Here is a 22,587-nt window from a genome sequence, read left to right as displayed (position 1 = left end):
TGCTGCGCGGCGCGGAGAGAGATCCGAAACAAGGCGGCGACCTCGAGCGCGTCGAACTCGCCACCACTGGCCGCCGCGTAGACGGCGAGTTGCTCCAATGAGTGTCCCTCGTTCTGCCAGGCCGCTCGCGTGAACCCGCGTGCCGTCGCCAGCGGTATGGCCTCGGGGGTGGGGTCGTCGGGTAGATCGACAATCGGCTCGCACATATGGTCGATTCTACCCGAACCGCAGCACGGTTTCCGTTTCACAGCAACGGTTTCACCCCATCGAGTCGGCACACACCCACCGTGTCCGCAGGCGGAACTCCGACCGCCACCTTTCCTGGCCACTGACGTGACCAGCGAGCACGGGAACCGTCGCCGTGATCCCGCACCGGCGCAGATGACCACGGACAGCCACGGATAGCCCGGCTGGAGAAAGTCTTGGAGAGGACGACCTCTCCTACCGGAGCTCCGCTCCCGCTACCGGCACCGTATGGCATTGCGACTAGCCGCAGGTGGCGAGCTCGAACAAGGTGGCGAGCTCCTCGGTGTAGGCGCCGAGGTCGGCGTCCTGGTCGGCGGCGAGCCGGTTGAGCACGCCGTCCAGCACCGACTGGACGGCTATCGCCATCACGTCGACGTCGAAGAAGCGGAACTCGCCGTGGCGCTGCCCGGCCCGCAGGAGCCCTGCCAGGCCGGGCAGGTCCACCTGGAACGCCGGCTTGCGCTCGGCGCGGGCGACGTCGAGGGCGGCGAGCAGCCGGGTGCGGTGCTTGCTGGCGAACTCGACGTTGGCGGCGATGAACGCGCGGAGCTCTGCCGCCGGCCCGGCCTCGGCGTCCCTGCGTTCCTCGACGAACGCGGCGAACTCCGCGGCCACGAGCCGGACGACCTCGTCCATGAGCTCCTGCTTGCCGGCGAAGTGGTAGGAGATGAGGCCGGTACTGGACAGCCCCGCGGTGCGGGCGATCCGGGCGAACGATGCGCGGGCGAGCCCCTCGGCGGCGATCGTGTCGATGGCCGCCTCGATGATCTGTGCGCGGCGGGCGGTTCTCATCGGCTCATCCAAGCGAGACTTGCTCGTTCGACCAAATCCATCGTTGGCCGGGCGGCGGCGTGGGTATGCATGACCGACCCGCCAGCCTGCTCGGCGCGACCCCGCCGGCGGTGACCGACCTGATGCTGGCGGCCGCGACCCGGGCGGCCGGGGTCGGCGTGAGCGGCGCGGCGGCGCTGGTGATCCTCGCCGACGACCCCCGCCTGAGCGTCACCGAGCTCGGACGGTGCATCAGCCTGACCCAGTCGGCGGCGGCGCGGATGGTCGACTCGCTCACAGCCGCCGGCCTCGCCCAGCGCCACGGCACCGCCGGCCGCGCGGTCGGCGTCCGTTTGACGGCCCCGGACGTCGACGCGGCGGGCCGCCTGCTCGCCGCCCGCGCCGAGCCGCTGGCCGACTTGCTGTCCGATGTGGACGACACGGACCGCGAGCGGCTCGCCGAACGCTGTCCGCGCTGCTGGTGAAGCTCCACGACCGGGTGAGCCTGTGCGGTCGCCCCGCCTGCACGGCGGACGCGGTCTGCCCGGTCGGCGAGGCCAGCAGGCGAGCCGAGCTGATGGGAGCGCTGCTCGCTCGGGTCGTCGGTGCTCTACGGCATCGCGGACCTGGCCGGAGGCCTGCTGTCCCGGCGGGCGGGGTTCGCGGTGGTCGCCGCTAATCGGCCAGGCGGGCGGGTTCGTGCTGATGCTCCTGCTTACGCCGCTGCTGCCGGGGCGCGCCATACCGTGGCGGGCCTGGCTCGGGGCGCGTTGTCCGGGGTGGGGCACCGGGGTCGGCATGGCGTTCCTGTACCGCGGCCTGAGCCGGGGCGCGATGCGCGTGGTGGTGGCGGTGACCGCGGTCGGCGGACCGACCATGCCGGTGCGCGTCGGCATCGTCGTGCTCGACGACCGGCCGACGTTGCTCGCCATGGTGGGCATGGGGCTGGCAGTCCGGCGATGTGGCTCGTGTCCTACCGCGGGAGCGCGGAGGCCGGCGCCGCGGACGGCCTGCTGACGAGCCTCGCCATCGCGGTTCAGTACCTGGCCCAGGCCACCCCGGACGCGGGCCTGTGGCCGGTACTGGCCGGCCGCGTCACGGCGACACTCGCGGTCCTCCCGATCGCCTGGCGCGTCACCGCGCGAACCGACGAGCCCGCCGAGAACGCGAGAGCACGGCTCGACGCGGCCGCTGTCGGGTGCTGCGGCCACCCTCGCGCTCGTGGCCTACCTGCTGGCCACACGCGATCAGCTGGTGTCCGTCGCCATGGTGTTGTCCTCACTCCACCCCGCCATTCCCGTCCTGTCCGGGCTCGTCGTGCTACCCGAGCGCCTCGGGCAGCGCCCGGTCGTCGGGTTGGTGGGAGCCGCGGCGGCGGGGACGGCCCAGCAGTCGCCGGCCGGACTCCATGAGGTGCTGGCGCAGCTCATCGTCCGGCAGGTCGGTCAACGCCGGGGAGCCGCCGGCCAGCGCGATGCCAGCCAGGGCTACATGGGCGGCCACCGCCGTCGCCGGGTCGGGGTCCGGGCCCACCAGCAGCTCCGTCAGGCAGTCCTTCACGTTCTCCTCGCCGTGCAGCGACCGCTCGAGCGCCCTGGCCACGCCGGGATCGCTGGCGAACACCGCCGCGAGCGCGCGGTGGCTGATCACCATGTCCACGACGCCGGCGAGCACGTGGTCGACCTGCGCGCCCCGTCGCCGCAGCGCACCGGCCTCACGCACGATCGCGCCCAGGCGGCGCAGCGCCGGTTCGGCGACGGCCTCGGTGATCTCGTCCTTCGTCCTGAAGTGGTAGTACACCGCGGCCTTCGTGACGCCCAACGCGTCCGCGATCATCTGCAGCGACGTGCCCTCGACCCCGTGCTTGGTGAACAACGCCAGCGCGGTCTCGAGCAGCCGGGTCCGAGTATCACCGTCGCGGGCCGCCATGGCCGTCATCGTGACCTCCTCGCTGAGAGTTCGACCCTACTCTCTCAGCTAGCCATTCGACAAGTCGACAACTAGCCGTGCGGCAAGTCACAAACTTGCCGATCGGCTTGGCGCCTGCTTGCCGTTCGGCTAGCTTCGGAAGGGAGCACATCAACGAAGGAGTCCACAGGTGGCGACATTCCTCTACCGCCTCGGCCGCGCGTCCTTCCGCCGCCGGTGGCTGGTCACCGGCGTCTGGGCGGCCCTGCTGATCGTCCTCGGCCTGGGCGCCGTCGGCCTGTCCGGCCAGTTCACGAACGCCGTGAGCATCCCCGGCACCGAGGCCCAACGCGCCATCGACCACCTCAAGACGACCTTCCCCGAGGCCGGGATCGGCGGCGGCACCGCGCGGGTCGCGATCGCCGCACCGGAAGGTCAGACGCTGACCACGCCGGCCAACCAGGCAGCGGTCGAGCGCGTGGTCGCCGCCATCGAGGACGCCCCCGAGGTCGCCCGGGTGGCCGATCCGTTCCGGACAGGGGCCGTCTCGCGGGACGGCACGGTCGCCCTGGTTCAGGTCGGCTACGACCAGCAGGCGTTCGAGCTGACCGACGCGGACCGCGACGGGCTGGAACAGGCCGCCCGGTCCGGCCAGGACGCGGGCCTGACCGTCGAGCTCGGCGGGGACGCCACCCGTGCCGCGCCCGAGACCGGCGCCACCGAGATCCTGGGCGTGCTCGTCGCCGCGCTCGTCCTCGTCATCACGTTCGGCTCGCTGCTCGCCGCCGGGCTCCCGCTGATCACCGCGCTCGTCGGCGTCGGCGTCGGCATGGCCGGCATCACCACCGCGTCCGGCTTCCTCGAGCTCAACGCCAACACCCCGGTGCTCGCGCTGATGATCGGCCTCGCGGTCGGCATCGACTACGCGCTGTTCATCGTGTCCCGCTACCGCCACGAGCTGGCCCGCGGCGAGAGCCACGAGCGGGCCGCGGGCCGCGCGGTCGGCACCGCGGGCTCGGCCGTCGTCTTCGCCGGGCTCACCGTGATGGTCGCGCTCGCCGGCCTGACCGTCGTCGGCATCCCATTCCTCGGCGAGATGGGGGTCGCCGCCGCGATCACCGTCGTCGTCGCGGTCCTCATCGCGATCACCCTGCTCCCCGCGATCCTCGGCTTCGCCGGTGACCGGGTGCGCGGCGCCCGGATCCGTGGCCTGCGCGGTGGGCCCAAGCCGGGCCGGACCAGCATGGGCGAGCGCTGGGCCCGCCTCGTCGCCCGACGCCGGGTGCCCGCCCTGCTGATCGCGCTCGCCGGCCTCGCGCTGGTCGCCGTGCCGGCCGCGAGCATGCAGCTCGGCCTGCCCAACGACGCCAACTCCGCACCGGAGTCCAGCCAGCACAAGGCCTACGAGCTCGTGAGCAAGGGCTTCGGCCCGGGCGCCAACGGTCCGCTCACCGTCGTCGTCGACACCGCGGACGCGACCGACCCGCGGGCCGCCGTGCAGCAGACCGTGCAGCGGATCGACGCGCTGGGCGTCGCGGCGATCCCGCCGCCGCAGCCCAACCGCGCCGGTGACACCACGCTGCTGACGGTGATCCCGCGAACCGGTCCGAGCGACGCCGCCACGGAGGATCTGGTCACCGACATCCGCGCGGCCGCCGGCACGCTGCACGACACGACCGGCGCGGAGATCTCGGTGACCGGCCAGACCGCAGCCAACATCGACGTCTCCGACAAGCTCGCCGGCGCGATGGTCCCTTACCTCGCGCTGATCGTCGGGCTCGCGTTCCTGTTGCTGATGCTGGTGTTCCGCTCGGTGATCGTGCCGCTCAAGGCGACGCTGGGCTTCCTCGCCTCGGTCGCCGCGACGTTCGGCGCGGTGGTCGCGGTGTTCCAGTGGGGTTGGCTCGCCGACGCGCTCGGCGTGGAGAGCATCGGGCCGATCATGAGCATGCTGCCGATCCTGCTGATCGGTGTCCTCTTCGGACTCGCGATGGACTACCAGGTGTTCCTGGTGACCAGGATGCGCGAGGAGTACGTGCACGGCGCGCCCGCGGGCGAGGCGATGGTGGCCGGCTTCCGGCACGGCGCCCGCGTCGTGGTGGCCGCCGCGCTGATCATGACGAGCGTGTTCGCCGGGTTCATCTTCGCCGAGGACACGCTGATCCAGTCGATCGGCTTCGCGCTCGCGGTCGGTGTCGCGGTGGACGCGTTCGTCGTCCGGATGACGATCGTGCCCGCGGTGATGTCGCTGCTCGGCAGGCGCGCCTGGTGGCTGCCCCGCAGGCTGGACCGGGTGCTGCCCAACGTGGACGTCGAGGGCGAGCGGCTCGCCGAGCCGCCGCGCGAGGACCAGCCGGACCGGACCCCGGTGCCGGTCTAGCCGGTCGCGGCGCGCACCAGCCGGAACCGCTCGGCGACCACCAGGGTGTCATCGTGAACGGTGAACCCGGAGTCGCCGAGCTCCGCGCGCACCTCCGGGCCGTGCCAGAACCGTTCGTGCCCGGCCCGCCACTGCGCGACGGACTCGTAGCCCTCGCCCTCGTCCACGGCGTGCCGCAGGTCGACGTCGGCGAGCCGGACCACGCGCACCTCGGTCACCTCGATCTCGGCGACCCGCCGGTCCGCGGAGTCCACGATCGCGAGCCGCTGGCCGGCCACCGGCAGCGGCTCGTTCTCGCGCTCGTAGTCCATCACCAGGCCGGAGGTCGAGGTCTTCGCGCCGGACAGGATCGCGGCCACGAGCTGGTCGCGCAGCGGCCCGGGGAACGCGAACTCGACCCGGGGAAGATCATCGAGAGCCATGCCGCCCAGGGTACGGACCTAGGACAGTCCGGCGCGCAGGGTGTTGACCCTGGCCAGCGCGTCGCCGAAGGCCCCGCTGTCGAGGGTGCCGTCGGCGAGCGCGTCGGCCAGGGCGTCGGCTGCCTGGTCACCCTGGTTCACGTCCCGGGCCGAGGCCAGGATCAGGTCGACGCCCGCCTGGGCGGCGAGCACCGCGCGGTTGCCGGTCGAGCCGTAGTCGCGCAGGGCACCCGCCTCGAGCGCGTCGGAGACCGTGACGCCGGTGAACCCGTTGCGGGAGCGCAGTTCCTGCCGGACTACCACGGAGGACAGCCCGGCCGGGCGGGAGTCCAGCGCCGGGTAGACCGCCCAGGACAGCATCACGAGCTTGGCCCCTGCGGAGATCGACGCCTGGTACGGCGCCTCGTGCACACTGCGCAAAGTGGACAGTGAGACGTTCAGCGTGACCGGGCGGGTGTCGGTGTTGTCGGCCGCGTTCGCCGTGCCGAGGCCGGGAAAGTGCTTCACGGTGGCGGCCACGCCCTCGGCCTGCTGCGCGCGCACGTAGTTGGCGCCGAGCGTGCTCACCGCGGACGAGTCCGAGCTGAACGACCGCTCGTACTGGTCCATCAGGTCACCCGGCGCGTGGAAGACATCGAGCACCGGCGCCAGGTTCACGTTCATGTCGACACCGGCGAGGTTCTGCCCCGCACCGTGGCCGGCGTTCGTGGCCGCCGCGCCGGGGTTGGCGGACTGACCGATGTCCTTGTGCGACAACGCGGGCTCGCCGGGCAGCCTGCGGATCTGGCCGCCCTCCTGGTCGGTCATGAGCAGCAACGGCTCCTGCGCCGGGCTCTGCGCGGCCGCGGCCCGGAGCTGCGCCACGACCCCCGAGATCTGCGTCAGGCTGGACACGTTCTCGCCGAAGAAGATCACGCCCGCCGCCTCGCCCGCGCGGATCCGGGCGAGCAGGCTCTCCGGCGGGGTGAGCCCCGGGTAGGAGTAGACGACCCGCTGCCCGGCCGCCTGCCGCGCGAAGGCCATCACCTCGGCGTCCACGGCGTCGACCGCGCCGGCCGCGCCCCTGGTCGCCGTGACCGCTCCCGCCACCAGGAGCACCGCCGCAAACCACCGGAACACCCGACCACGTCCCATCGGACCCGACCTCCTCGACGCTGCGTAGGTTAACGATAACCCATCGCATCAGTAGATCGTGAGTTTCCAACAAACGGGTCAGGGGACCACGACCACCGGCCAGTGGCCTGCCTTGATCAACCGGTTCGCCACCGAGCCGGCGAACCGGTGGCCCGCGCTGGTCGACGCGCCGACCACCACGGTGTCCGCATGGGTGCAGTCCGCCGCGTCACGCAGGGCCGTCACCGGGTCGCCGTGCACCATCAGGAACGTCACCGGCACACCCAGCTCCTCCGCGGCCGACCGGACATGCGCGCTCAGCTCCTCGCGCAGCTGTTGCTGGGTACGGAGCTCGAACGCGGCCGCCGGCCCGGTCAGGGTGAGCCCCGACCGGGTCGCGACGAAGGCCACCAGCAGCCGGCAGCCCTGGCGCCGGGCGAGGCCGAACGCGTAGGCCGCGGCCCGCATCGCGGTGTCGCTGCCGTCGACGCCGACGAGGATGGTCCGCCCCGGCCCCGACGGGGGGCCGAACCGTTCCACCGTCGGCTCGTACGCCCGGGAGGGCTCGCCCAGGTCGGCCGCACCGCCACCCACGAACAACCACCTATCCCACGATCGGGTCGGACACCGGGTCGTCCTGCTTCACCTTCTCGAGGTCGATCGTGGTGCGCAGGGTAATCGGCTTGAGCAGCAGCGCCGCGATGACACCGACCACCGCCGCGGCCGCCGAGATCAGGAAGATGTGCGCGGTCGCGTCGCCGTACACGGTGCGCACCACGTGCTGGATCTCCGGCGGCAGCGCGGCCAGATTCAGCGCGCTGGTGTTCCCGCCGCCGGACGTGAGCCCGTGCCCGCCGAGCGCGGCGGTGAGGTCGGCGGTGACCCGGTTGGCCAGCACCGCGCCGAGCACCGACACGCCGATCGTGCCGCCGAGGGAGCGGAAGAACGTGACCGACGCGCTGGCCGCGCCGAGATCGCGCAGTGCGACCGAGTTCTGCACCACGAGCACCAGGTTCTGCATGGTCATGCCGACTCCGGTGCCGGCGAGTGCCATCCCGCCGCCCACGAGCCACAGCGACGTGTCGTGGTCGATCATGCCGAGCCCGAGGAACCCGATCACCAGGATGACGGCGCCGGCCACGATGTAGGGCTTGATCACCCCGGTGCGGCTGATGATCCGGCCGACCACCGTGGACGCCACGAACACGCCGGCCATCAGCGGGATGGTCAGCAGACCCGCCTCGGTGGGCGTGTAGCCGCGGCCGACCTGGAAGTACTGGCCGAGGAACACCGCGCCGCCGAACATGGCGAGGCCGACCGCGAGGCTGGCGACGATCGCGAGCGCGGCGGTGCGGGTGCGCACGATGTGCAGCGGCACCACGGGTTCGCGCACCCGGGACTCGACGATCACCGCTGTGCCGAGCACGAGCACGCCGCCGATGACCATGGCCGCGGACTGCCACGACATCCAGTCGAAGGAGTTGCCCACGAAGGACACCCAGATCAGCAGGTCGCTCACGCCGACCGCGATGAGTGCGGCGCCCGCGTAGTCCACGTGCACGTTCTGGCGGCGGATGGTCTCCAGGTGCAGCGTCTTCTGCAGCACGATGAACGCGACCAGCGCGATCGGCACGCCGACGAAGAAGCACCACCGCCAGCCCATCCACGGCACGTCGACGATGAGACCGCCGAGCAGCGGGCCGCCGACGGTCGCCACGGCCATCACGGCGCCGAGGTAGCCGTTGTACCGGCCGCGCTCGCGAGGCGGGATGATCGCCGCGATCACGACCTGGACCAGCGCCTGCAGGCCGCCGACGCCCAGGCCCTGGAACGCGCGGGCGGCGATGAGCTGCTCGGCGTTCTGCGCGAAGCCCGCGGCCACAGAGCCGAGCACGAAGACCACGATCGCGATCTGGACGAGCGACTTCTTGTTGAACAGGTCGGCGAGCTTGCCCCAGATGGGCGTGCTCGCGGTCGCGGTCAGCAGGGTCGCGGTGACCACCCAGGTGTACTGGGCCTGCGACCCGTTGAGCGAGCCGATGATCAGCGGCAGCGCCGTGGACACCACGGTCGAGCTGATCATCGCGACGAACAGCACCAGCAGCAGGCCGCTCAGTGACTCCAGCACCTGCCGGCGGGGCATCACCTCGTCAGCCGCGTTCCCCTCGGCCATTCCCTTCCTGCCTCCTCCTCGAGTACCCGTTTGGCACAATTCTTGCGCAGAGTGCAAAATTGCACAACAGGAACTTACCACCACCGATAGGGTGAGCACTGTGGAGTCCGTGAGCCCGCTCCGTGAGCGCAAGAAGGCCGCGACCAGGCTGTCCCTGCACGAGGCCGCCCTGCGCCTCGCGATGGCCGGCGGGCTGGACAGCGTGACGATCGAGGACATCGCGGACTCGGTCGGCGTCTCGCGGCGGACGTTCTCGAACTACTTCGCGAACAAGGAGGATGCGGTCCTGCACGCGGACCGCGAGCGGACCCACCAGATGCTGGACCTGGTCCGCAGGCGGCCGGCGGCCGAGAAGCCGTGGCTCGCGCTGCGGCGGGCGGCGGGTGAGCTGTACGGACACCTGACCCTGCCGGACCCGGACTGGGTGGCGCAGCTACGGCTGCTGCGCAGGCATCCGTCGCTGCTGGCCCGGCAGGCGGCCGACCAGATGGCGTTGGAGCGCGACCTGGCCGAGGTGCTGCTCACCCGGGGCGACCTCGACCTGGAGGTGGCCCGGCTGATGGCCGCGACGTTCCTGGCGACGGTGCGGACGGCGGGCGCGCTGTGGCTCGAGCAGGCCGGCGAGTTCGCACTGCCGGATCTGATCGACCGCCTCCTGCACCGAGTCCGCTTCCACTGACCGCCCCGCGCACCCGACCCGCGAGTCCCTCGTTCCCGACCCGCGAACGTTGGACTCGCGGGTCCCGAACGTTGGACTCGCGGGTTCTGGGTGTTGGACTCGCGGGTTCTGGGTGGGTCAGGCGATGTTCTCGTCCGGGCGGCGGTGGTAGGTGTTCACGTACTCCTGCTGGGACAGCTCGCGGATCGCGGCCATCACCTCGTCGGTGACCGCGCGGCGGGCGCGCAGGTTGCGCTCGGTCACCGCGGTGAAGTCCAAGGGCTCGCCGAACCGCACCGCCACCCTGGCCGGCCGCGGGATCTTGCCACCGCGGGGCATCAGCTTCTCCGTGCCGAACAAGGCCACCGGCACCACCGGGGCACCGGTCGTCAGCGCGAGCACCGCCACGCCCGTGTGGCCCCGGTGGAGCCGGCCGTCGCGCGACCGGGTGCCCTCTGGGTAGATCGCGAACACGCCACCCGCGTTCAGCGCGTTCTGGCCGGCGTTCAGCGCGGCGAGGCCGGCGTGGGCGTTGCCGCGCTCCACCGGGACGAAGCCGAGCGCGTCGACGAACGCCGCCATCAGCCGGCCGCGCAAGCCGCGACCGGTGAAGTACTCCGCCTTGCCCAGGAAGCGGACCTGCCGGCGGACCACCAGCGAGATCACCGCCGTGTCGAGGACCGCGCGGTGGTTGGCCGCGATGATCACCGGGCCCGACGCGGGCACGTTCGACAAGCCCTCCACGCGCGGCCGGTAGCCGAGCCGCGCCAGCGGCGCCAGGACATAACGGACTAGGCCATGTCTCGCGGATCTTGGATCGTGGTATTCGCGCCCAGCTGCCCCCTGGCCGCGTTGTCGAAAGGCCCGAATACAACCCGGTATGCGCGACCTTCCGCCGCCTTGCCAGGAGACATCTGGATCACGAATCCCATCGACCAAGACCCACGAGACACGCCCTAACTGGGTCAGCAAGGCCCTCTCCCGTCTCGACAAACCGACCCAGGATACAGAACTACAGCTCCTGGCCCGCCTCCCGCGCCGCGTCCGCCAGCAGCGGCGCCAGCTCACCGATCCGCTCCCGGGAACACCGGGCGGACGGCGCGGCGATCGCCATCGCGGCGACCGTGCGGCCCGTCGCGTCGATCACCGGGCAGCCGATCGCGGAGATGCCGCGCTCGCTCTCGTTGATGTTGGTCGCGTAGCCGCGGCGGCGGACCTGCGCGAGGTGACGGATCAGCGCGGGCAGCGTCGCGACCGCGTTGTCGTTGCTGCGCGGCAGACCCCGCGGGTAGAGCGCCCGCAGGTCGTCCGGGGACAGCGCGGCGAGCAGGGCCTTGCCTCCCGATGTGCAGTGCGCGGGCAGCACCACGCCGGTGCGCGGGCCGACGCGCAGCGTGTGCGGACCCTCGACACCGTCGACGAACCGGACGCCGTTGCCTTCCAGGACCATCAGGTGCACGGTCTCGCTGACCTGCTTGCTGCAGCTCAGCAGGTGGTCGTGCAGCGCGCGGCGCAGGTCCGGCAGCGTGCTCGGGGTCGACGTCAGCGCCCGCAACGCAGGGCCGGGCCGGTACACCCGCCGGCCGTCCTGCACCGCGAACTCGCGCGCCCGGAGCTGGTTGAGCAGCCGGTGCGCGGTGGACCGGGCCACCCCGAGCGCGTCCGCTGCCTCGCTCACCCGGATCTGCTGGGCCTCGTTGAGCAGCAGCACCAACGCCAGTGCCTTGTCGACCGACGTGGCGCCGGAGGTGTCGTTCCCCATACTCGAACTGTATTGCCGCCATGTTCCGCTGGGCAATACTCGGCGTACGCTCCCCGCATGTCCGAATCGACCAGGCTCGTGGTCGGCATGTCCGGCTCGAGCGCCCCGCAGCTCGGCGTGACGTTCCTGAAAATCGCCCGCGAGCTCGGCGCGGTCGAGACCCACCTGGTGCTGTCCACCGGCGCGCGCAAGAGCATCGAGCTGGAGCTGCGGACCGACCCGGCGGAGGTCGAGAAACTCGCCGATGTCGTCTACGACGCACATGACCTGGGCGCGTCGATCTCGTCCGGCTCGTTCCCCGTCGCCGGCATGGTGGTCATCCCGTGCTCCATGCGCACGCTGGCCGCGGTGGCCACCGGCAACTCGGACAACCTCGTGGCTCGCGCGGCGGACGTGACGCTCAAGGAGCGCCGCCCACTCGTGCTCGTCACCCGCGAGACCCCGCTGAACCTCATCCATATCCGCAACATGGAGACGGTCACCCTCGCCGGCGGCACGATCCTCCCGCCGGTGCCCGCGTTCTACCACCGGCCGGAGACGATCGACGACCTCCTGCGCCAGACCTGCGGCAAGGTGCTCGACCAGTTCCGCATCCCCAACGCCACGTTCCGCCGGTGGACGGAGTGAGCCCGGACCTGAACCCTGGGTTGGCCCGCCTGCTGGAGCCGTGGCCCGAACCGGACCTGGACGAGCAGGCGTTCCCGTTCGTCACCGTGGACGAGGCGGGCTTCCCGCACGTGATGTTGCTGTGCACCCCGGAGCTCCTGCCCGCGGGCGACGCGCTGCTCGTCGCGATCGCCAGCACGACCGCGCGGGCCAACCTCACGCGCACCGGCACGGCCACGCTCATCGCCGCCGACGGCGAGGTGGCGCACTACGCGAAGCTGCGCGTCCTGGCGACCGAGGAGCACCCCGGGTTCGCCTGCCTCACCTGCGAGGTCGTCTGGCACATGCGCGACTCGCTCGGCATCCCGTTGCGTCCCATGGAGTTCCACGCCACGCCGGCGATCGCCGCGAACGAGCGGTGGGCCGGCACCCGGGCCGCCCTCGTCGCGCTGCGCGACCGGTCCGTTCGGCCGTGATTCCGCTGTGTCGAATTTCGTCGGCTCCTAGTTCCACATAGCGAACGGCCGACCTACCGTTCCCTTCGTGAACGTGACGATTGTCGGGGCCGGAATCGGCGGGCTCACCCTCGCGTTGCAGCTGCACCGCGTGGGCATCGACTGCCGGGTCGTCGAGGCGGTCGACGAGATCGCCGGCATCGGGGTGGGCATCAACGTGCTGCCCCACGCCATGCGGATCCTCGCCGACCTCGACGTCGACACCGCGCTCGCCGGCGCGGGCGTGGTCACCCGGGAGTCGGTGTTCTTCAACCGGTTCGGCCAGCTCGTGCACCGCGAGCCGTGCGGCACGCTCGCCGGCTTCGACCACCCGCAGGTGTCCATCCATCGCGGCGACCTGCAGAAGGTGCTGCTCGACGCGGTGCTCGACCGGCTGGGCCCGGACCGGGTGCACACCGGCCACCGCTGCGTCGGGCTCACCGAGGACGAGTCCGGTGTGGACGTCCAGGTGGACACCGCGGGCGGTGCGCGGACCTTCCGCGCGGACGTGCTCGTCGGCTGTGACGGCATCCACTCGGTGGTGCGCAGGCATCTGCACCCCGACGAGGGCGCCCCGGTGTACTCGGGCATCAACATGTGGCGCGGCACCACCCGCGGCAAGCCGTTCCTCTCCGGCGCCAGCATGGTCCGCGCCGGCTGGTTCACCACCGGCAAGCTCGTCGTCTACCCGATCCGCGACGATGTCGACGCCGAGGGCAACCAGCTCCTCAACTGGGTGGTCGAGATCGAGACGCCGCGGCACGCCACCCGGGACTGGAACCGGCGCGGCCGGCTCGCCGACTTTGTCGACGCCTTCGCCGACTGGACGTTCGACTGGCTCGACGTACCGGCCATGTTCCGGTCCTCGGAGACCATCCTCGAGTACCCCATGGTGGACCAGGAGCCGCTGGATCGCTGGTCGTTCGGCAGGGTCACCCTGCTCGGCGACGCGGCCCACCCCATGGTTCCCCGCGGCTCCAACGGCGCCGGGCAGGCCATTGTGGACTCCGAGGTGCTGGGCCAGGCACTCGCGGCGGCCACCGACCCGGCCGCCGCACTCGCCGCGTACGAGGCCGAGCGACTCCCGGCCACCGCCGAGGTCGTGCGGATGAACCGGACCAACCCACCGGACGCGATCCTCCGAGAGGTGTGGCAGCGTACCGGTGACCGTCCATTCACGACCATCGAGGACGTGATCAGCGAACACGAGCTGGCGGAGATCGCGGACCGGTACCGCAAGATCACCGGCGCGGCCAGATCCGGCGACGGAACCTGACGCGGACCGTCCGCAAAGGAGCGGTGGCATGACATACCACGAATACGACGAGCCCCACGCCGACCTGCGTGAGCTGATCAGCCGGATCGACAAGTCGGGCGAGCTGGTCCGGGTGTCCGGTGTGGACATCGACCTCGAGCTGGGCACGCTGGTCGAGCTGATCGCGCACCACGGCGGCGAGGGCGGCCCGGCGGTGCTGTTCGAGGACGTCGTCGGCGCCCCGAGCGGGCACCGGCTGATGTCCGGCGCCACGAACTCGGCCAACCGGCTCGCGCTCACCCTCGGTCTGCCGCGACCGGGCCACCCGATGGACGTCGTGCGCAGCTACCGGGACCGGATGAAGACCCACGAGCCGATCCCGCCGGAGTATGTCGACGACGGCCCGATCCTCGAGAACGTCCTGCGCGACGACGAGGTCGACGTCACCGCGCTCGGCGCGCCGACGCTGCACGAGCTCGACGGCGGCCCCTACATCGGCACCGACGACGCGGTGGTCATGGCCGACCCGGACGACGGCTGGGTGAACGTCGGCACGTACCGGGTGCAGGTGCACGGACCGGACCGGGTGGGCCTGTGGACCTCACCGGGCAAGCAGGGCCGGCAGATCCGCGACAAGTACTTCGCACAGGGCAAACCGTGCCCGGTGCTGATCTCCTGCGGTCATGACCCGCTGCTGTTCCTGGCCTCCGGCAACGAGATCCGCTACGGACTGTCCGAGTACGACTACGCGGGCGGGCACCGCGGCCGCCCGTTCGAGGTGGTCCGCTCCGAACTGCACGGGCTGCCGATGCCGGCCCGCGCGGAGCTGGTGCTCGAGGGCGAGCTGTACCCCGGCGACCTCGCGCCGGAGGGCCCGTTCGGCGAGTTCACCGGCTACTACGCGGGCGGTCGCAGCGACCAGCCGGTGGTGCGGGTCCGCCGGATCTACCACCGGACCGACCCGATCATGACCGTCGCCTCCCCCATCCGGCCACCGTCGAACTTCTCCTACAGCAAGTGCGTGATGAAGGCCGGGATGATCTGGGACGAGGTCGAGCGGGCCGGGCTCGCGGGCGTCACCGGCGTGTGGTGCCACGAGGCGGGCGCGGCCCGGATGTTCAACGTGATCGCGATCCGGCAGGCCTACGCCGGGCACGCGAGGCAGGCGGGTCTGCTGGCCGCGAGCTGCCAGTCGGGCTCCTACCTCGGCCGGTTCGTGGTCGTGGTGGACGACGACATCGACCCGGCCAACACCTTCGACGTGCTGTGGGCGATGTCCACCCGCTGCGACCCCGCCGAGGACATCGAGATCGTGCGGGGCGCGTGGAGCGGGCCGCTGGACCCGCGGCTTCCGGCCGGGGTCAACCGCAACTCCCGCGCCGTGGTCAGCGCGGTGCGCCCGTTCGAGCGCATCGCCGAGTTCCCACCCGTCGCGGAGGCGAGCCCCGAGCTCCGGGCGCGGGTGGCCGACAAGTTCGCCGCCGTTCTGGACGGTCTGGCCGGTGTGAAAGAAGGACGACGATGAGACAGCGCAGTTTTCTCACGTGCCTCGCGGTGCTGCTCGGCGTGCTCGGCGTGACCGCCGGCTGCGGCAGCTCGTCGACCGGCTCGGACGACCCGCAGGTGATCAAGTACGGCATGTACGAGCCGGGTACCGACGCCGGGTACCTGTTGATGGCGCAGGAGAAGGGCTTCTTCGAAAAGCACGGCGCCAAGGTCGAGGTGGTCAAGTTCAAGAGCGCGCAGCAGGCGTTCCCCGCGCTGCTGTCCGGCCAGGTCGACATCATCCAGGGCAACCCGAGCGAGGCGCTGCTCGCCAAGCAGCGCGGCGCGGACATCAAGTTCATCGGCTCGACCATGCCGGGGCTCAACTACGTCATCTACGCCAAGCCCGGCCACAAGGACCTGGCGAGCCTGTCCGGCGCGACCGTCGGGATCTCGACCCCGACCGCGCTGCCGGCGATCGTGGCCAAGGAGATGCTGTCCCAGGCGGGCGTCGACCTGAAGACGGTGAAGTTCGTGAACTCCGGTGGGTCGCCCGACCGGTACAAGGCCGTGGTGTCCGGCCAGATCGACGCGGCCTCCTCACCGCTGGACTTCATCGCGCAGGCGCGGAAGGACAACGTGACCGTGCTGGCCAAGGCCAGGGACGTGGTGCCGGACTACCCGCGGTACGCGCTGATCGCCCGCTCGGACGTGCTGAAGCGCGCGCCGGACGCGGTGACCGGGCTGATCGCCGGGCTCGTCGAGGGCATCCGGTACGCGCTCGACCACGAGGACGAGGCGAACGCGCTGACCGCGAAGGCGTTGAGCCTGCCCGCCGACGCCGAGGAGATCACCTCGACCTACACCGAGTACAGGGACGGCGGCTACCTCGCGGCGAACGGGTCGATCCCGGTGCGCCAGATCGAGTACCTGGCCGACCTCCAGCAGCGGCTCGGCCTCGCGGAGGCGCCGGTGGACACGGCGTCGCTGATCGACGACTCGTTCCGCGCCAAGGCGATCGCCGACCTGGGCGAGGTGCCGGAGACCTACTACGGCGCGAAGGAGTCCTGATGTCCGCCGCCGTGACCGTGTCGCAGGTCAGCAAGGTGTTCCCGGGCCGCCGCCGGCCGGACGTGCACGCGCTGGACGACGTGTCGTTCGACGTCGGCGCCGGGGAGATCGTGGCCCTGACCGGGCACTCCGGATGCGGCAAGACGACGCTGCTGCGGATCATCATGGGGCTCGACACGGCGACCTCCGGACAGGTGAGCGCCGACGGCAAGGTGGTCACCGGCTGCGGCAACGACCGCGGGATCGTGTTCCAGCACGCCGAGCTGCTGCCATGGCGGACGGCGCGGGGCAACGTCGAGTTCGGACTCGAGGCACGTGGGGTGCCGCGTGCCTCGCGCCGCGCGGTCGCCGAGGAGTACCTCGCGCTCGTCGGACTCTCGGACGCGGCGGACCGCCGGCCGGACGAGCTGTCCGGCGGGATGCGGCAGCGGGTCGGGATGGCCAGGGCGCTGGCGATCGACCCGGCCATCCTGTTGATGGACGAGCCGTTCTCCGCGCTGGACGCGCAGACCCGGGAGAGCATGCAGGCCGAGCTGCTGCGCATCCACGCGGCGACCGGGAAGACGATCGTGTTCGTCACCCACGACCTGGACGAGGCCGTGCTGCTGGCCGACCGGGTGATCGCGATGCGACCGTCACCGGGGCGGGTCCAGTCCATTCTGGACACCGGGCTGGACGTATCGCGGCCGGTGGCGGAGCGCCGCGGCTCCACGGAGTTCATGGAGCAGCGGCACCGGCTGTACCAGCTGATCCACGGCATCGAGATCGAAGGAGCGTTGCGATGACCGCCGTCGTCGTGCCGACGGAGACGCAGGCCGCGGCAACGCCCGTGCGGTCCCACCGGCGGCTCGGGATGCGGGCGGTGACCGCCCTGTCGGTCGTGGTGCTGCTGGTGGTGTGGGAGATCGTCGGGCGTTCGCTCAACCCGATCCTGGCCGCTCCCCCGTCCCGCGTGTGGTCCGCACTGGTGTCGATGGCGCAGGACGGGACACTGTGGACGGCCATCGGCGCGACGTCCCGCCCGTTCCTCACGGGTTATGTGCTGGCGGTGGTCGTGGGGATCCCCGTCGGCCTGCTGATCGGCCGGTTCCGGGTGGTCGAGGCGGCGCTGGGGTGGCTGGTGGTGGCGGGCTACTCGCTGCCGATGATCGCGCTGACCCCGGTGTTCGTGCTGTGGTTCGGCCTGGAGGACACGGTCAAGACCGCGATCGTCGCGACGATGACGGTGTTCGCGATCGTCATCAACACCTGGCACGGTGTGCAGGCGATCCCGCGGACGCTCACCGAGGTGGGCACCGCGTTCTGCGCGTCGCAGCGGCTGATCCTGCGGTCCATCGTGCTGCCCTCGGTGATCCCGTCGATCATGACGGGCTTGCGCATCGGCGTGGGCAAGGCGGTGATCGGCATCGTGATCGCCGAGTTCTTCACCGCGCTCGGCGGCCTCGGCGGCGTGATCGTCGAGGCGGGCCACACCTTCCAGCCGGACCGGATGTTCGCCGCGGTCGTGGTGCTGATGGTGGGCGCCCTGATCCTGACCGGGCTGGTGGGCCTGCTGGAGCGGTGGATCGCGCCCTGGCATCGCTCGCTGACCGGCCGCGACGGCTGACTACGCTGATCGCCCGTGATCACCGTTGGCGGCCTCGACCCGACCGACCGGCCGGCGTGGCAGGACCTGTTCGAGGGCTACAACACCTTCTACGAGCGGGTCCTGCCCGCCGCGGTGTACGACCGGGCGTGGCGTGAGTTCCGGGCCGGCACGCTGATGCGCGCGCTGGGCGCCCGGCTGGACGGCCGACTGGTCGGCATCGCGCACTTTCTGGTGCACGCGAGCACGACGGCGCCGGACGCCTGCTACCTGCAGGACCTGTTCACCACCCCGGCCGCCCGAGGCCACGGCGTCGCCCGCGCGCTGATCACGGCCGTCCAAGAGTGGGCCCGCGAGCAGGGGTGTGCCCGGCTGTACTGGCACACCAAGGCGGACAACCACACGGCACGCCGGCTCTACGACCAGGTCGCCGAGAACCGCGGCTTCATCCAGTACGTCGTTCCACTCGGCTGAGCCGGCTACAGCCAGGCCGGCAGCGCCGGGCGGCCGGCGGGCCGGGACCGGCCGGTCACCCAGGCGGCGAGGTCGGCCACCGTGCCGGTCACTTCGGCGCCGCCGCCGGCCAGGGGCCAGGAGTGCGGGCCGGCGACCAGCCGCAACGCCGGGCAGCCGGCCTTGCCGCCGACCGTCCGGGTGGCGTCGTCGAGCAGTGGCTCGAGGAACTCCGCCGGGAGGTCGTCGAAGGTGACGCCGAGGTCCAGGTCGACCAGGTGCACGAACGACTCACGGGCGCGCATCCACGGCACCTCGGCCGCGGTGATCGACCGGCCGAGCGCGCTGCGCACCGGGTGGTCCCACCGCGCCGGGGTCAGCTCGGTCATCGCGTCGAGGAGCGACGCCGACGACTCGCGCATGGTCGTCACCAGCCAATCGTCCGGGCGTTGGACGTCGCGGCCGATCTGTTCCGCGCGGGCCGCGCGGGTGGCGTACATCGGGGTCTCGACGCCGGTCCGGGCCCAGGCCAGCAGGTTGCCCAGGGCGCCTGCGTTGCCGATGAGGTGCGCGACGAGGTGCGCGCGGGTCCAGCCCGGCAACCCGGAGGGCGCCCGCAGCCGAACGGGCCGGTCGAACGCGGCGAGCAGCACGCGTTCGCCGGCCCGGGCCAGGTCGAGCGCGGTCACTTCGCGGATCGGCAGACGTTGCGGCACTCCCCCACGCCGGCGACCGTCGTGGTGAGGACCGCACCGTCGGTCAGGTAGCGGGCGGGAGTGCGGGCGTGGCCGACGCCGCCGGGGGTGCCGGTGGCGATGATGTCGCCGGGCAGCAGCGTGATGATCTCGGAGACGTAGGCGAGCAGGTCGGCCGGGCCGAACACCAGATCGCCGGTGCTCGCCCGCTGGACCACCTCGCCGTCCACGGCACAGCTCAGCGCGTGCTCGGGCGCGCCGTCCGGGGTGACGACCCACGGGCCGACCGGCGTCGTGGCCTCGAACGTCTTGCCCTGCAACCACTGTGCGCCGCGGTACTGGTAGTCGCGGGCGGTCACGTCGTTGACCACGGTGTAGCCGGCGATGCCTGCCGCGGCCTCCTCGGGCGAGGCGTGCCGCAGCGGCCTGCCGACCACGACACCCAACTCGGCCTCCCAGTCGACGGCCGAGGACACCGCGGGCAGCGTGATGTCGTCGTACGCGCCGATGAGCGCGCCGGTGTACTTGGCGAACAGCGTCGGGTGGGTCGGCAGCTCGCGGCCCATCTCGAGGATGTGGTTGCGGTAGTTCAGACCCACGCAGATGACCTTGTCGGGACTGGTGACCGGCACCGCGTAGTCCAGCTCGCCGACCGGGTGCCGGCGGCCCTGCGCCTCGGCCGCCTCGGCCCGCCAGTCCGGACGCCGGAACAGCTCGCCGAGGTCGGCGTGGCCGAGCTCGACCGCGTCGGTCTCCTCGACGCGCACCGCCCGGGTTCCGGTGGCGGTGCGGATGGTGGCGAGGCGCATCAGACGTCCTCCCGCCGGGCCAGGCCGAGTGCCTCGTACACCGGGTCGTCGGAGAAGCGGAACGCGTCGAGCTGGTCGTCGGCCTCCACGCGCAGCGGCGCCCACGACGGCACCGCGAACAGGTCGCCCGTGGCCACCTCGTAGGTCTGGTCGCCGACGTGTGCCCGGCCGGTGCCGGCGAACACCTGCCACACGGCCGAGCCGACGACCCGGGTGGCGGCGGTGGCGTGCCCGGAACGGAGCCGGTGCATCTCGGTGCGGATCGTGGTGAGCGCGTCCCCGCCGGTGGCCGGGTTGGTGAAGCGGACCGCCGCGTGGCCGGGCGTGACCGTGGCGTCGAGCTCCAGCTGCGCGGCCAGCGCCGCGTCGGTGTGCTCCCAGCGGTAGGCGGCGAGCGGCGAGCTGGCCGACCGCGGTTGCGCGCCCACCGGCCGCAGCCCCGGGTGCCCCCAGAGACGCTCGTTGCGGGAGCGGGCCGGCGTCTCGGTGGTGCCGAGCCGGTCCGGGCCGAACTCGAAGAACCCGGCGTCGAGCTTGCTGACCAGCGGGATGTCCAGGCCGTCGATCCAGGCCATCGGGTGGTCGGTGGTGTTGTGGTGCTCGTGGAAGTGCCAGCTCGGGGTGAGCAGCAGGTCGCCGCGGCGCATGGCGACGGCGTCGCCCTCGACGTTGGTCCAGACGCCCTCGCCCTCGACCACGAAGCGGAACGCGGTCTGGCTGTGCCGGTGCGACGGCGCGACCTCGCGCGGGCCGAGGTACTGGATCGCGGCCCAGAGCGTCGGCGTGGCGTACGGGTCGCCGGGGATGGCCGGGTTCCGCAGCGCGATCGCCCGGCGCTCGCCGCCGCGGCCGACCGGCACCAGCTCGCCCGCCCGCTCGGCCAGCGGGTACAGCGTGGACCATCGCCAGAGCGCCGGCACGGCCTTGGGCCGGGGCGACTCGGTCATCAGGTCCTCGCGTTGGGTCCACAGTGGAGTCATGTGGGCCGCCTCGAAGTCGGCGTACAGCCGCGCCAACTCCTGGTCCACCGCGGTACTCGTCATGTCCGACACCGTACCCGTGTGTTTCTTAGGAGAGAATGTTGGCGAGAATGATTCGACGATGCGGAACAAGGCACAATGGTTCGGTGATCGACATTCGCCTCGCGCACACGGCGCTGCTCGACGCCACCGACCGTGCGGCCGCCCGCGCGCTGCTCGACATCGTCTTCGACGGGCTGCTCGACGACGACTGGGAGCACGCGACCGGCGGCATGCACGTCCTCGTGCGCGACGGCGCCGACCTCGTCGCGCACGGCTCGGTGGTGCAGCGCAGGCTTCTGCACGGCGGGCGGGCACTGCGCACGGGCTACGTCGAGGCCGTCGGCGTGCACCCGGCCCGGCGCGGCGAGGGGCACGCGGCCGCGGTGATGACGGCCGTCGAGGAGATCATCCGCGGCGGCTACGACCTCGGCGCGCTCGGCTCGTCGGAGATGGCCCTCGGGTTCCACAAGGCCCGGGGCTGGCGGGTGTGGCGCGGGCCGACAGCGGCGCTCACGCCCGACGGGGTGCGCCGCACGTCCGACGACGACGGCGGGGTGCACGTCCTGCCGGTCGACGGCGTGCCGCTCGACCTGGACGGCGAGCTGGTGGCCGACTGGCGCGACGGCGACGTCTGGTAGTCACCTGTCCGGCGAACGCGGCTCACCGCGCCTCACCGGTCCACTGGATCAGCGCGACCGTCATGGTCAGTGCGCGGCGGACGGCGTCCAGGCCGGTCAGCGGGTCCAGCTCGCGCACCGCGAGATCGAGCTGGAACCGCGCGTCCTCCGGGCTGCCGTTGAGGTCTGCGAGCAACGCGCGGACCGTGGCGCGGGACTGCGGTACCAGGTCGTCGATCGCCACCGGGTCGTCGGTGTCGTCGCGCAGGTCGACCCCGAATGCCATGGTGTCGGTGGTCGGGCCGATGGTGTCGCGCATCGCGGTCGTGGCGACCTGGATCAGCTCGGCCACGACCTCGCGCACGTAGTCGGCGAGCCGGTCGCCCTGCACCACCACGACCTCCAGGGCGTCGGTGAGCCCGTCGGAGTCACTGTCGAGTACACAGTGGACCAGTTGGTGGGCGGTCGCCTGTGCGGTTCTCTCGCCGCGCATCGGTCCGTGTTCCTTCCGTGCGGTCACTCGGCGGAAAGGGCCCGGTCCAGGTCACCGACCCGCGCCTGCTCCAACGCCCTGGCCACGTCGGCCTGGGCCACGATGCCGACGAGCTGGTCGCCGTCGAGCACCGGCACGCGACGAACCTGGTGCTCCGACATGGTCCGCAGCACCTGCGCCACGTCGTCGTCGGCGGCCACCGTCACCGGCGTGCCCTGGGCGAGCTCACCGGCATGCACGGAGCGAACGTCCTTGCCCTCGGCCAGCACCCGCACCACGATGTCGCGGTCGGTGAGCATGCCCTTGAGCTTGTTGTCCTCGCCGCAGATCGGCAGCGCTCCGACCGAGAGCCGCGCCATCGTGGTCGCGGCGTCGTGCACCGTCTCGCTGGCTCGCACGCAGGTGGGGGTCGGGGGTCATGATCTCGCGTGCGACTGTCATGTCCTCGCCTCCTTCGTTGCCGGACCCGAGGGCTACCCGAACCGGATCGGTCACAAACTCGGCCGGACGGCGGGTTTCACCGGGAAGGTCACGGGTAACTCACGGTCCGTAGTCCGACGAGAGGTGCA

The 22,587-nt window shown here is 71.8% G+C and carries 26 protein-coding genes and 1 pseudogene; 13 read left to right on the top strand and 14 right to left on the bottom strand.

Features of this window, described 5'->3' with window-relative positions; genetic code table 11:
* On the bottom strand, nt 1-206 hold a 206-nt coding region (locus tag GEV28_RS02280; RefSeq protein ID WP_291408040.1), incomplete at its 3' end, for a hypothetical protein.
* 280 nt (nt 207-486) lie between these two features.
* The gene (locus GEV28_RS02275) at nt 487-1,038 is read right to left on the bottom strand and encodes a TetR/AcrR family transcriptional regulator (RefSeq protein ID WP_291408038.1); all 552 of its coding nucleotides are present in this window, start codon (nt 1,036-1,038) and stop codon (nt 487-489) included.
* A gap of 65 nt (nt 1,039-1,103) precedes the next feature.
* Here GEV28_RS02275 and GEV28_RS02270 point away from each other — a divergent pair, with 65 nt between their 5' ends.
* Both GEV28_RS02270 and GEV28_RS02265 read left to right on the top strand, forming a co-directional pair.
* Nucleotides 1,104-1,502 carry a MarR family winged helix-turn-helix transcriptional regulator gene (locus GEV28_RS02270; protein ID WP_291408035.1) on the top strand — a complete coding sequence of 133 codons (399 nt, stop codon included), beginning with the start codon at nt 1,104-1,106 and terminating at the stop codon, nt 1,500-1,502.
* Between the two features lie 220 nt (nt 1,503-1,722).
* Nucleotides 1,723-2,034 carry a hypothetical protein gene (locus tag GEV28_RS02265; protein WP_291408033.1) on the top strand — a complete coding sequence of 104 codons (312 nt, stop codon included), beginning with the start codon at nt 1,723-1,725 and terminating at the stop codon, nt 2,032-2,034.
* 303 nt (nt 2,035-2,337) lie between these two features.
* Here the strand turns inward: GEV28_RS02265 and GEV28_RS02260 are convergent, their stop codons facing one another.
* Complete coding sequence (locus GEV28_RS02260; RefSeq protein ID WP_291408031.1) at nt 2,338-2,955, bottom strand: TetR/AcrR family transcriptional regulator; 618 nt, start codon at nt 2,953-2,955, stop codon at nt 2,338-2,340.
* Between the two features lie 160 nt (nt 2,956-3,115).
* On the opposite strand from GEV28_RS02260, the gene GEV28_RS02255 reads away from it, so the two are divergent.
* A complete protein-coding gene (locus GEV28_RS02255) occupies nt 3,116-5,305 on the top strand; it encodes an MMPL family transporter (RefSeq protein ID WP_291408030.1) in 2,190 nt (729 codons plus the stop codon).
* On the opposite strand, the gene GEV28_RS02250 is transcribed toward GEV28_RS02255, so the two are convergent.
* From GEV28_RS02250 to GEV28_RS02235, 4 genes are all read right to left on the bottom strand, one after another.
* Nucleotides 5,302-5,727 (bottom strand): ASCH domain-containing protein, encoded by a 426-nt coding sequence (locus tag GEV28_RS02250; protein ID WP_291408028.1) that lies wholly within the window; start codon nt 5,725-5,727, stop codon nt 5,302-5,304. The genes GEV28_RS02255 and GEV28_RS02250 overlap by 4 nt on opposite strands.
* A gap of 18 nt (nt 5,728-5,745) precedes the next feature.
* Nucleotides 5,746-6,846 carry a glycoside hydrolase family 3 N-terminal domain-containing protein gene (locus tag GEV28_RS02245; protein WP_291408026.1) on the bottom strand — a complete coding sequence of 367 codons (1,101 nt, stop codon included), beginning with the start codon at nt 6,844-6,846 and terminating at the stop codon, nt 5,746-5,748.
* 93 nt (nt 6,847-6,939) lie between these two features.
* Nucleotides 6,940-7,434, bottom strand: coding sequence for a universal stress protein (locus tag GEV28_RS02240; protein WP_291408024.1), 495 nt, complete (start codon nt 7,432-7,434; stop codon nt 6,940-6,942).
* 10 nt (nt 7,435-7,444) lie between these two features.
* Nucleotides 7,445-8,983 carry an MDR family MFS transporter gene (locus tag GEV28_RS02235; RefSeq protein WP_291408048.1) on the bottom strand — a complete coding sequence of 513 codons (1,539 nt, stop codon included), beginning with the start codon at nt 8,981-8,983 and terminating at the stop codon, nt 7,445-7,447.
* A gap of 139 nt (nt 8,984-9,122) precedes the next feature.
* On the opposite strand from GEV28_RS02235, the gene GEV28_RS02230 reads away from it, so the two are divergent.
* Entirely contained in the window at nt 9,123-9,692 is a 570-nt protein-coding gene (locus GEV28_RS02230; RefSeq protein WP_291408022.1) for a TetR/AcrR family transcriptional regulator, read from the top strand.
* A gap of 117 nt (nt 9,693-9,809) precedes the next feature.
* Here GEV28_RS02230 and GEV28_RS02225 read toward each other — a convergent pair whose 3' ends face one another.
* Both GEV28_RS02225 and GEV28_RS02220 read right to left on the bottom strand, forming a co-directional pair.
* The gene (locus GEV28_RS02225) at nt 9,810-10,415 is read right to left on the bottom strand and encodes a 1-acyl-sn-glycerol-3-phosphate acyltransferase (protein ID WP_291408020.1); all 606 of its coding nucleotides are present in this window, start codon (nt 10,413-10,415) and stop codon (nt 9,810-9,812) included.
* A 268-nt stretch (nt 10,416-10,683) separates the two neighbouring features.
* Nucleotides 10,684-11,433 (bottom strand): IclR family transcriptional regulator, encoded by a 750-nt coding sequence (locus GEV28_RS02220; RefSeq protein WP_291408018.1) that lies wholly within the window; start codon nt 11,431-11,433, stop codon nt 10,684-10,686.
* Nucleotides 11,434-11,490: 57 nt separating this feature from the next.
* Here GEV28_RS02220 and GEV28_RS02215 point away from each other — a divergent pair, with 57 nt between their 5' ends.
* The 8 genes from GEV28_RS02215 (at nt 11,491) to GEV28_RS02180 (ending at nt 18,403) form a co-directional block, all read left to right on the top strand.
* The gene (locus GEV28_RS02215) at nt 11,491-12,060 is read left to right on the top strand and encodes a UbiX family flavin prenyltransferase (protein WP_291408016.1); all 570 of its coding nucleotides are present in this window, start codon (nt 11,491-11,493) and stop codon (nt 12,058-12,060) included.
* A complete protein-coding gene (locus GEV28_RS02210; protein WP_291408014.1) occupies nt 12,048-12,515 on the top strand; it encodes a hypothetical protein in 468 nt (155 codons plus the stop codon). Before GEV28_RS02215 ends, GEV28_RS02210 begins: the two co-directional genes overlap by 13 nt.
* 67 nt (nt 12,516-12,582) lie before the next feature.
* Nucleotides 12,583-13,809: a flavin-dependent oxidoreductase gene (locus GEV28_RS02205; protein ID WP_291408013.1), complete on the top strand. Its 1,227-nt coding sequence runs from the start codon at nt 12,583-12,585 to the stop codon at nt 13,807-13,809.
* Nucleotides 13,810-13,837: 28 nt separating this feature from the next.
* A complete protein-coding gene (locus GEV28_RS02200; protein WP_291408011.1) occupies nt 13,838-15,313 on the top strand; it encodes a UbiD family decarboxylase in 1,476 nt (491 codons plus the stop codon).
* Nucleotides 15,310-16,344, top strand: coding sequence for an ABC transporter substrate-binding protein (locus GEV28_RS02195; RefSeq protein WP_291408009.1), 1,035 nt, complete (start codon nt 15,310-15,312; stop codon nt 16,342-16,344). Before GEV28_RS02200 ends, GEV28_RS02195 begins: the two co-directional genes overlap by 4 nt.
* The gene (locus tag GEV28_RS02190; RefSeq protein WP_291408007.1) at nt 16,344-17,129 is read left to right on the top strand and encodes an ABC transporter ATP-binding protein; all 786 of its coding nucleotides are present in this window, start codon (nt 16,344-16,346) and stop codon (nt 17,127-17,129) included. Before GEV28_RS02195 ends, GEV28_RS02190 begins: the two co-directional genes overlap by 1 nt.
* Complete coding sequence (locus GEV28_RS02185; RefSeq protein ID WP_291408005.1) at nt 17,126-17,950, top strand: ABC transporter permease; 825 nt, start codon at nt 17,126-17,128, stop codon at nt 17,948-17,950. Before GEV28_RS02190 ends, GEV28_RS02185 begins: the two co-directional genes overlap by 4 nt.
* Nucleotides 17,951-17,965: 15 nt before the next feature.
* Complete coding sequence (locus GEV28_RS02180) at nt 17,966-18,403, top strand: GNAT family N-acetyltransferase (RefSeq protein WP_291408003.1); 438 nt, start codon at nt 17,966-17,968, stop codon at nt 18,401-18,403.
* A gap of 5 nt (nt 18,404-18,408) precedes the next feature.
* Here the strand turns inward: GEV28_RS02180 and GEV28_RS02175 are convergent, their stop codons facing one another.
* The 3 genes from GEV28_RS02175 to GEV28_RS02165 are packed head-to-tail and all read right to left on the bottom strand — an operon-like array spanning nt 18,409 to nt 20,866.
* Nucleotides 18,409-19,071, bottom strand: coding sequence for a maleylpyruvate isomerase family mycothiol-dependent enzyme (locus GEV28_RS02175; protein WP_291408001.1), 663 nt, complete (start codon nt 19,069-19,071; stop codon nt 18,409-18,411).
* Complete coding sequence (locus GEV28_RS02170; protein ID WP_291407998.1) at nt 19,068-19,886, bottom strand: fumarylacetoacetate hydrolase family protein; 819 nt, start codon at nt 19,884-19,886, stop codon at nt 19,068-19,070. Before GEV28_RS02170 ends, GEV28_RS02175 begins: the two co-directional genes overlap by 4 nt.
* The gene (locus GEV28_RS02165) at nt 19,886-20,866 is read right to left on the bottom strand and encodes a cupin domain-containing protein (RefSeq protein ID WP_367115016.1); all 981 of its coding nucleotides are present in this window, start codon (nt 20,864-20,866) and stop codon (nt 19,886-19,888) included. Before GEV28_RS02165 ends, GEV28_RS02170 begins: the two co-directional genes overlap by 1 nt.
* A gap of 146 nt (nt 20,867-21,012) precedes the next feature.
* Between GEV28_RS02165 and GEV28_RS02160 the strand changes: the two genes are divergently transcribed.
* Nucleotides 21,013-21,546 carry a GNAT family N-acetyltransferase gene (locus tag GEV28_RS02160; protein WP_291407995.1) on the top strand — a complete coding sequence of 178 codons (534 nt, stop codon included), beginning with the start codon at nt 21,013-21,015 and terminating at the stop codon, nt 21,544-21,546.
* A gap of 22 nt (nt 21,547-21,568) precedes the next feature.
* On the opposite strand, the gene GEV28_RS02155 is transcribed toward GEV28_RS02160, so the two are convergent.
* Complete coding sequence (locus GEV28_RS02155) at nt 21,569-22,018, bottom strand: hypothetical protein (RefSeq protein ID WP_291407993.1); 450 nt, start codon at nt 22,016-22,018, stop codon at nt 21,569-21,571.
* Between the two features lie 23 nt (nt 22,019-22,041).
* Nucleotides 22,042-22,459 (bottom strand): annotated as a pseudogene (locus GEV28_RS02150) (CBS domain-containing protein).
* Nucleotides 22,460-22,587 lie beyond the last annotated feature (128 nt).

Origin of the sequence: Actinophytocola sp. (assembly GCF_009379765.1) — a bacterium.
GTDB lineage: Bacteria > Actinomycetota > Actinomycetes > Mycobacteriales > Pseudonocardiaceae > Actinophytocola.
Note: the sequence above shows the minus strand (reverse complement) of the source record. Positions and strands in the feature narration are given on the sequence as shown.